At 42.6% G+C, this 7595-nt stretch carries 6 protein-coding genes; 4 read left to right on the plus strand and 2 right to left on the minus strand.

Features of this window, described 5'->3' with window-relative positions; genetic code table 11:
* Nucleotides 1–123: 123 nt before the first annotated feature.
* From F6J94_RS26400 to F6J94_RS26415, 4 genes are all read left to right on the plus strand, one after another.
* Nucleotides 124–2892: a CHAT domain-containing tetratricopeptide repeat protein gene (locus tag F6J94_RS26400; protein WP_293045631.1), complete on the plus strand. Its 2769-nt coding sequence runs from the start codon at nucleotides 124–126 to the stop codon at nucleotides 2890–2892.
* Nucleotides 2893–2896: 4 nt separating this feature from the next.
* Nucleotides 2897–3244: a hypothetical protein gene (locus F6J94_RS26405; protein ID WP_293045634.1), complete on the plus strand. Its 348-nt coding sequence runs from the start codon at nucleotides 2897–2899 to the stop codon at nucleotides 3242–3244.
* A 240-nt stretch (nucleotides 3245–3484) separates the two neighbouring features.
* Nucleotides 3485–4150, plus strand: coding sequence for a hypothetical protein (locus tag F6J94_RS26410; RefSeq protein WP_293045637.1), 666 nt, complete (start codon nucleotides 3485–3487; stop codon nucleotides 4148–4150).
* 183 nt (nucleotides 4151–4333) lie between these two features.
* Nucleotides 4334–4915 (plus strand): hypothetical protein, encoded by a 582-nt coding sequence (locus F6J94_RS26415; RefSeq protein ID WP_293045640.1) that lies wholly within the window; start codon nucleotides 4334–4336, stop codon nucleotides 4913–4915.
* Nucleotides 4916–5043: 128 nt separating this feature from the next.
* Here the strand turns inward: F6J94_RS26415 and F6J94_RS26420 are convergent, their stop codons facing one another.
* Together F6J94_RS26420 and dusA are read right to left on the minus strand one after the other, a co-directional pair.
* On the minus strand, nucleotides 5044–5952 hold the full coding sequence (locus F6J94_RS26420) for an Rpn family recombination-promoting nuclease/putative transposase (protein WP_293045643.1): 909 nt from the start codon (nucleotides 5950–5952) through the stop codon (nucleotides 5044–5046).
* 487 nt (nucleotides 5953–6439) lie between these two features.
* On the minus strand, nucleotides 6440–7462 hold the full coding sequence (dusA, locus tag F6J94_RS26425; RefSeq protein WP_293045646.1) for a tRNA dihydrouridine(20/20a) synthase DusA: 1023 nt from the start codon (nucleotides 7460–7462) through the stop codon (nucleotides 6440–6442).
* Between the last annotated feature and the right edge of the window lie 133 nt (nucleotides 7463–7595).

Raw genomic sequence — 7595 nt, forward strand, 5'->3', positions numbered from 1 at the left:
GCAACCGCGTAATCGCACTGAGCAGATTGCGATCGCACAACTGATTTTTCTCAAGCATCGTAAACCTGATACTCCTGTAGCCACTATAATATTTCAATAAATATTGAATAGCAGTTGATGGCAATGGCTGACAATACATCTGATGCCCAACTAGAATTTCTCTTACAGGTACTAGAAGCAACCGAAAATAGTAGGGGTAATAAAAAGGTAGTTTACCCATTACTGGCAGCAAATACAGACAAACTAGATGATAGATTAGCAGAACAATGGCGGCATTGGGCAACAAGTAAACTTGCGGAAGTAAAACCAAATAAAACAAAATTATTAGCAGCAGTTATTGTCCGTTTTAGCAATCTAATTCAGCAATTCCCCTTGGGTGACAAAGCCAGCAATATTGAAATTGCCATCACTGGCTATGAAGTCGCACTAACTGTTTTCACCCGTGAAGCATTTCCCAAAAATTGGGCAATCACACAAAATAATCTCGGTGCTGCTTACCGTGAGCGAATCAAAGGGGAGAAAGCTCAGAATATTGAAGATGCGATCGCTTGTTACCAACAGGCTCTAACAGTCAGAACCTTTGAGGCATTTCCTTATGATTGGGCAATGACACAAACTAATCTCGGAAATGCTTACCGTGAGCGAATCAAAGGGGAGAAAGCACAGAATATTGAAAATGCGATCGCTTGTTACCAACAGGCTCTTAGAGTATTAACCTTTGAGGCATTTCCTTATGATTGGGCAATGACACAAACTAATCTCGGTATTGCTTACGGTGACCGCATCGAAGGGGAGAAAGCTCAGAATATTGAAGAAGCGATCGCTTGTTTCCAACAGGCTCTAACAGTCAGAACCTTTGAGGCATTTCCTTATGATTGGGCAACGACACAAAATAATTTCGGTATTGCTTACCGTGTCCGCATCGAAGGGGAGAAAGCTCAGAATATTGAAAATGCGATCGCTTGTTACCAACAGGCTCTTAGAGTATTAACCTTTGAGGCATTTCCTTATGATTGGGCAACGACACAAAATAATCTCGGTATTGCTTACGGTGACCGCATCGAAGGGGAGAAAGCTCAGAATATTGAAGATGCCATCGCTTGTTACCAACAGGCTCTAACAGTGAGAACCTTTGAGGCATTTCCCCAAGAGTATCTAGAGACTAAAAATAACCTTGGTGTAGCTTACCGAGATGCTCAAAATTTACCTGAAGCTTACAAGGCTTTTGATGCTGCCATTAAAACTGTAGAATTCCTGCGAGATGAAATTATTTATGGTTCTGAAGTAGAAGACTACAAGACTAAACTAGCTGAAAGGTACAACCGAAGCTATCGAGGCATTGTAGAAACTTGCCTAGACTTAACTAATATCACCGCAGCCATTGAATATGTTGAACGGAGCAAAACCCGCAATTTAGTTGAAGAGATTCTCAGCCGTGACCGGAAAACTATCTTTCCTGTAGATGTGGCCACTCAACTAGAACAATACAGGGATGAAATAGCCATATATCAATATCAAATCCAGCATCGCAAAGCTGACAATCCCACCGCCCTGGCACAACATCTCCAAAAGTTGCGACAGCAGCGGAATGATTTACAAGACCACTATTTACCTATCGGTTCTAGCTTTAAGTTTGAGCAATTTCATAATAATTTAGATAACCACACTGCCATTGTAGAGTTTTACATTACACGGAAGAAGCTGCTCACGTTCATTTTTACCGGTCAAACTCAACAGCCCATAGTTTGGCAATCTCAGCCCCAAGACTTAAAAAAATTGGTAAATTGGATAAATGACTATCTGGGAAGCTACTATACCGAAAAATCTGATTGGCAAAACCACCTGAGTAACCGCCTAGATGAGCTAGCTGATATTCTATCCATTGATGACATCATTCAGCAGATTCCAGAAACGTGCGATCGCTTAATTTTAATCCCCCATCGGTATTTACATTTCTTGCCCCTTCATGGGTTACCGATTACCAGTAAGCAGGGAGAAGGTAACTCTAAAATTCTAATGGAACAGTTTCCAGCAGGAGTAAGTTATGCCCCTAGTTGTCAACTACTGCAACTTGCCAAAACCAGAAAACGCCCAAAAGATTTTACCCACCTGTTTGCAGTTCAAAACCCCACGGGTGACTTAAGTTACGCTAACATCGAAGTAGACGTAATCAAAAGCTACTTCAATCCACCACCAGATACAGAGGTTCTTGTGGAAAAAGCTGCCACTAAAGACGCCATAGATAAGAAACCTTTCAAAATAGATAGCAAACCTCTCAACACTTACCACTGTCTCCATTTTAGCTGTCACGGTTACTTTAACCTTAACCAGCCTCAGAAATCCGCCTTAATCCTGGCAGATGCCCAGCTCAGCCCTGTACCGGTTAAACTCAATCCAGAACAACATCTAGTGTTGGATGACGGTGAAGTACTTGACTTAGACAAATGCCTCACCTTAGATGCCATCTTTGCCCTGAAATCAGAACAGAAATTAGAACAATGTCGCCTTGTTACCCTTTCTGCTTGTGAAACAGGATTAGTTCAATCCAAACGTACTGATGAATACATTGGTTTACCCAGTGGTTTCCTAGTTGCGGGTACTCCAGCAGTAGTTAGTAGCCTGTGGGCAGTAGACGAGGTATCTACAGCGTTGTTGCTGATTAAATTTTATCAGAATCTGCTAGAGCAGATGTCCTTAGCAGTTGCCCTTAACCAAGCGCAATTCTGGCTGCGGGATAGCACCCAGTCTCAGTTGCTAGCCTGGAGTAAGCAGTTACCTTTAGACAACTCTTTGATGAAAAAGATTGAACAAGCACTGGATTGGTTTAACCCCGATGAGCAACCGTTCCAAGACCCCTACGACTGGGCAGCATTCTGTGCAATTGGAGAGTAAAGCCATGATCTCTGACCCTCGACTTCTAGCATTTCCCTACTTCCTGGAAAGCAAACCGGAACTGTTTTCTATGGAAGACTTACAGGACTTAGATCGGACATTAGCCCTTTTGGAGAATAATCCACCAGAAAAGGCTGAGAAAATTCTCAAAAATTGGTTCAAGGCACGGCCTAGTATCCGGGATGAACTCAAAAAATTTTCCAGTAACACAAAGGAGCTTGGCAAAGTTCCTCCCACTCAACCTAACCAACAGAATCGCCTTTATAATTTCTTTCAGGAATTGCGCCAGCAGGTGAAGGATCAACTTAATAGTAAAGGGAACGGGGAACAGGAAACAGGGAATAGGAAGTAGGGAATAGGGAATAGGGAATAGGGAGTCGGGAGTCGGGAGTCGGGAGTCGGGAGTCGGGAACAAAAATTTCAACAATTCCTAAACGGATTGCTACAGTCTGAATTTATAGCGGTTTATAGCCTAATCAGGTACATAGGATTTTTACCTCTTCTCTCTTCCCTGCTCCCTGCTCCCTGCTCCCTGCTCCCTAAAAATTTGTACCTCACCTAATTGCAAACCGCTATAATCAAAAAAATACCAATGACCTCTAAAGTCTATGCCCCTAATGTCCATTTATTTGCCTTTCATCTAAAAACTAGTGAGCCAACTACCTTACTCTGGGACAAGTGCAACGAGATTATCTCTCAAAAATTTGGAGTGACTAAGCAGCTTGAAATTGAAGAAGAGTCAGGATATCGAGTAGACCTGCTCAAGGATAAAACTACTGATGATGTGGCTTTCCACTTTGGGAGTAATGTTACCCTAGATAATACTTCCCTGGCTGTTACCGGAGTTGCAACTCCCCTCAGAATTCAAGATACCTATGGCTTAGCCCTAAACCTCCGCCGTCCTGAACTAGAGCAAAATCAGACCCAACGCACCCAAGCAGTGCCCTCCAGCTTTCTAAAACAATTGAATCCAGCAGGCTGCTTGATGCCGGAGCAAATCAGCAGTTCCATTGGTCAAACTCTGGTCTTAACAGTTTGGTATACAGAAGAAAAACGCTGGGTGCCCTGGAAATTACTGCAACATCGCCAGGAAATACGAAAACTAGCTGACGAGTGTTTGCGAGCTTTCATTCCCCCTCAAATCCCCTGTCCTCACTTCAATCAAGAAGGGGAATTATTCGGCAGTCCGATTTTTGAATACGGAGTTCCTAGTCAACCGGAAAAATACTGTCATATCCTGGTTTGGATTTTTTGGTAAGCAGAAGCTAGTGATAAGTTTATCGATTACTATTCCAAGTTTATTAACCTATTTTGTTATCGAAATAAAGTCATCCGTGCTTATCAGCTTAATCGTGATGTTTATCAGGTAATTAAAAGGGAATATCAAACCATTGAGCAGTATTTTGACCAAACCTTTCAACACTGGCCAGCTAGTCAAAGCTTGAGTCAAGCAGAGTTAGACAAATTCAAGGAGGATATCAAATCAGTTTCCCAAAAGGCATTAGACTACTCTCGCTTACTCCGAGATTTAGACCATTATCGACTGACAATTACGATTAATGCTGAAAACTATAAGCGAGAACTGAGGGATATCTCCGGCAAACTTCCCCAAGATGACCTCAGCTTTTTAGAAACTTTTTTCAATGATTGCCGCCTCTTTCAAGAACAAATCCAATCAGATTTGGGCTATTTTGGGAATGGTGCTGCACTACTGGAACAAGCCCTTAGTGCGATCCGAGCCCGAGTAGACATTGACCAGGCAGAACGGGAGAAACGATTAGAACGTTGGATTGCCCTGGTGGGTACTGGTTTAGCGGTTAGTGGTATTTCTTCCCAAACCGCTGGTAAACCGGTAGAGTCTATTATCGACCCGAAACAATCCTTAGATTGCCCTACCGCTGGTGTTACACCTTGCTTGACTTACAGTGTCGTATTTGTGCTATTTCATGTGGCAGTTGGTGCGATCGCTGCGTTAATTGTAAATGGAATTATCAATTGGAGATCAAAAAACGTTACTAAATAGCTTGTAGGGTGGGCAAAAACCGTTTAGTTCTTTTGATAATTCTAGATCCTATAATTTTCCCACCCTACTTAATAGGCAAAAACTTTTGACTTCTGACTTCTAACTTATGACTTGCGCGTAGCGCTATATCATTGGTTATTCCGCAACCAATTAGACAAATCTACGCTGCTACTAAAATCTGCCATAGCAACTCCTAAACCTTCTAATTGTTCTAGAGATAATTGTTGCATTTCCTCTAGAATTTCTGAGGGTATTGCACCAAGTTTGCCTTCCAGTTGACGGGATATAAGTCCCTGCATTAATAATCTACCTTCTTCCCGGCCTTGTTCGAGAGCTTGACGAATTTCACCTTTGCGGTCTTCCATAAATACTTCTCGTTTGTGTAATTCCTCCAAGTCTTTTCTACTCATATTCGCTTGATTAGCTATGGTTAGCGCCTGAGCAATTTCCGGGATTTCTGATAAGGTATCGGGAATTGCTTCTAAATTTGGGGCTTCTTTCATAAAATATATCCATTTCTCCGATGCCGTTTCTAAGTCTTCTAAAGACCGGGAAAATTTCGGCAGTTCCACAAACACCATGGTTAGGTGTTCGTTTCGGTAGATAAAGTTTTTTTGCTCTTCTTTAAATACAAAACGAGTTAGGTATCGGTCGGTTTCCTCAAACATGGTGAAGTCGGTAATCGTTAAAGCAATCACCGGCTTACGTTTAGAAGACCTTTCCCCAGATTTTAATTGATTGCCATAGGTTTTGGCGAGATTATAGATTACTCGTTCATCAAAAACCGGGACATTTAACACTTGCATTTCAATAATTACCGTGGAGCCGTCATTTAGAATCCCCTTGACATCCAGGTAGGTATCCTTTAACTCCGTAGTATAGCCAGCATTGTATGGGTCAATGATATCTAAGTTATTTATCCTAGATTCTCCTTGATATATTAAAGCATTTAGAAAGCTGATCAGAACTTCTTTACTTTCAGAGGAACCAAAGATTTTCTTAAAAGCAAAGTCGGTTTTGGGGCTGATAAATCTCATGGTTATTTTGTTAGGGATGATGGGTGAGCGGGTTTTGAACCATAAAATCTGGATTAGACCAGTATTTTGTCCCTAAATTTGCCAATACCACTATTATAGTTGTGATTATTATATCGCAAAATAGTACAAATATACTTAATAATATAAAACGTGAGATATGGCAATAAAAAAACGTCAGCTATCAGCCGTCAGCTTATGGGCGTTGCTGATTCTGGGTATGGTTTTGCCCCCCTAGCCCCCCAATTCTGGGGGGAACAAAACTTTCAAAGTCCCCCAAATTTGGGGGATTTAGGGGGCTTTAACAAAACCAGATGATCGAGCATTCATTCCTTGATTCAGCAACGCCAGCTCATAGGCTACGCGAACTCTACACGAACAGCTTTTGAAGAAAACAGGTAACCATTTGTTTAATTTGAGTAAAGTCACACGCAGCCTGTGCCAGAAAGCTGACCGCTGACCGCTGACCGCTGACGGCTGTATGCTTACCCTAAGGAATTTTAGCTAAAGCTTCGCGAACGACATCAGAACCAACACCAACCAAGCAGGAATTTTCAGTTAGATGACGTTTCCAAGCTCTACTACCTGGTTGCCCTGCAAATAATTGCAGCATATGTCTGGTAATTTTGTTAAGCTTAAAACCCTTGGCTACCCAGTGATCAATATAGGAAAACATAGCTTCGACAACCTGATGGCGAGTTGGGGGTATAACTGTCTCGCTATAGATATCACAATCAGCTTTGGCAAACAGATAGGGATTGTCGTAAGCTGCACGCCCAATCATTACCCCATCGACATACTGCCGTTGTTCTTGCACTTGTTCAAGACTAGTGAATCCACCATTAATTTCCACGAATAAGTCAGGTAACTCCTGCTTGAGACGATGGACGTCACTGTAACGTAAGGGTGGGACGTTGCGATTCTCTTTTGGACTCAAACCCTGTAGCCAAGCTTTGCGGGCATGTACAGTAAAATGCTGACAACCGGCATCTGAGACAATGCGAACAAAATTAGCCATGTCTTCATAGCGGTCAAGGTGATCAATACCGATACGGTGCTTGACAGTAACGGGTATGTTCACTACTTTAACCATTGCCTCTACACAGCGTGCTACCTGTTCAGGCTGCGCCATCAAACAAGCTCCAAAATTGCCATTTTGCACTCGACTACTGGGACAACCAACGTTGAGATTAATCTGGTCATAGTCCATAGCTTCAGCAATTCGGGCACATTCAGCTAAGTCACTGGGAGTGTCACCACCAACTTGTAAGACTAGGGGTTTCTCTTGTGGGGAAAAGCCTAGCAAGCGTTCGCGATCGCCATGAAGAATTGCGGCACTGGTGACCATTTCGGTGTAGAGTAATGTCCGTCGTGTAATCTGACGCATGAAATAGCGATAGTGGCGGTCAGTGCGATCCATCATTGGCGCAATACTTAAGGGATAACCGCTACTAATAATTTTGGATTCAGTTGGAAGTGATTCGGGTGAAATAGCTGTACTCGGAGCAGTCATGGGTTGAGGCAGTTACTTAGGGAGCAGGGAGCAGGGAGCAGGGAGCAGGGAAGTCGGAAGTGGAAAAACAATCCTGTGTACCTGATAGTTATGCAAACCGCCGTATCCCCAGCCTAGCAATTTAGATTGACCT

It is taken from the genome of Moorena sp. SIO1F2 (assembly GCF_010672755.1).
GTDB lineage: Bacteria > Cyanobacteriota > Cyanobacteriia > Cyanobacteriales > Coleofasciculaceae > Moorena.

Bases quoted from the DNA above. Each gene is read 5' to 3' on its own strand.
- F6J94_RS26400 (WP_293045631.1), top strand. From the start codon at position 124: ATGGCTGACAATACATCTGATGCCCAACTAGAATTTCTCTTACAGGTA.
- F6J94_RS26405 (WP_293045634.1), top strand. From the start codon at position 2,897: ATGATCTCTGACCCTCGACTTCTAGCATTTCCCTACTTCCTGGAAAGC.
- F6J94_RS26410 (WP_293045637.1), top strand. From the start codon at position 3,485: ATGACCTCTAAAGTCTATGCCCCTAATGTCCATTTATTTGCCTTTCAT.
- F6J94_RS26420 (WP_293045643.1), bottom strand. From the start codon at position 5,952: ATGAGATTTATCAGCCCCAAAACCGACTTTGCTTTTAAGAAAATCTTT.
- dusA (WP_293045646.1), bottom strand. From the start codon at position 7,462: ATGACTGCTCCGAGTACAGCTATTTCACCCGAATCACTTCCAACTGAA.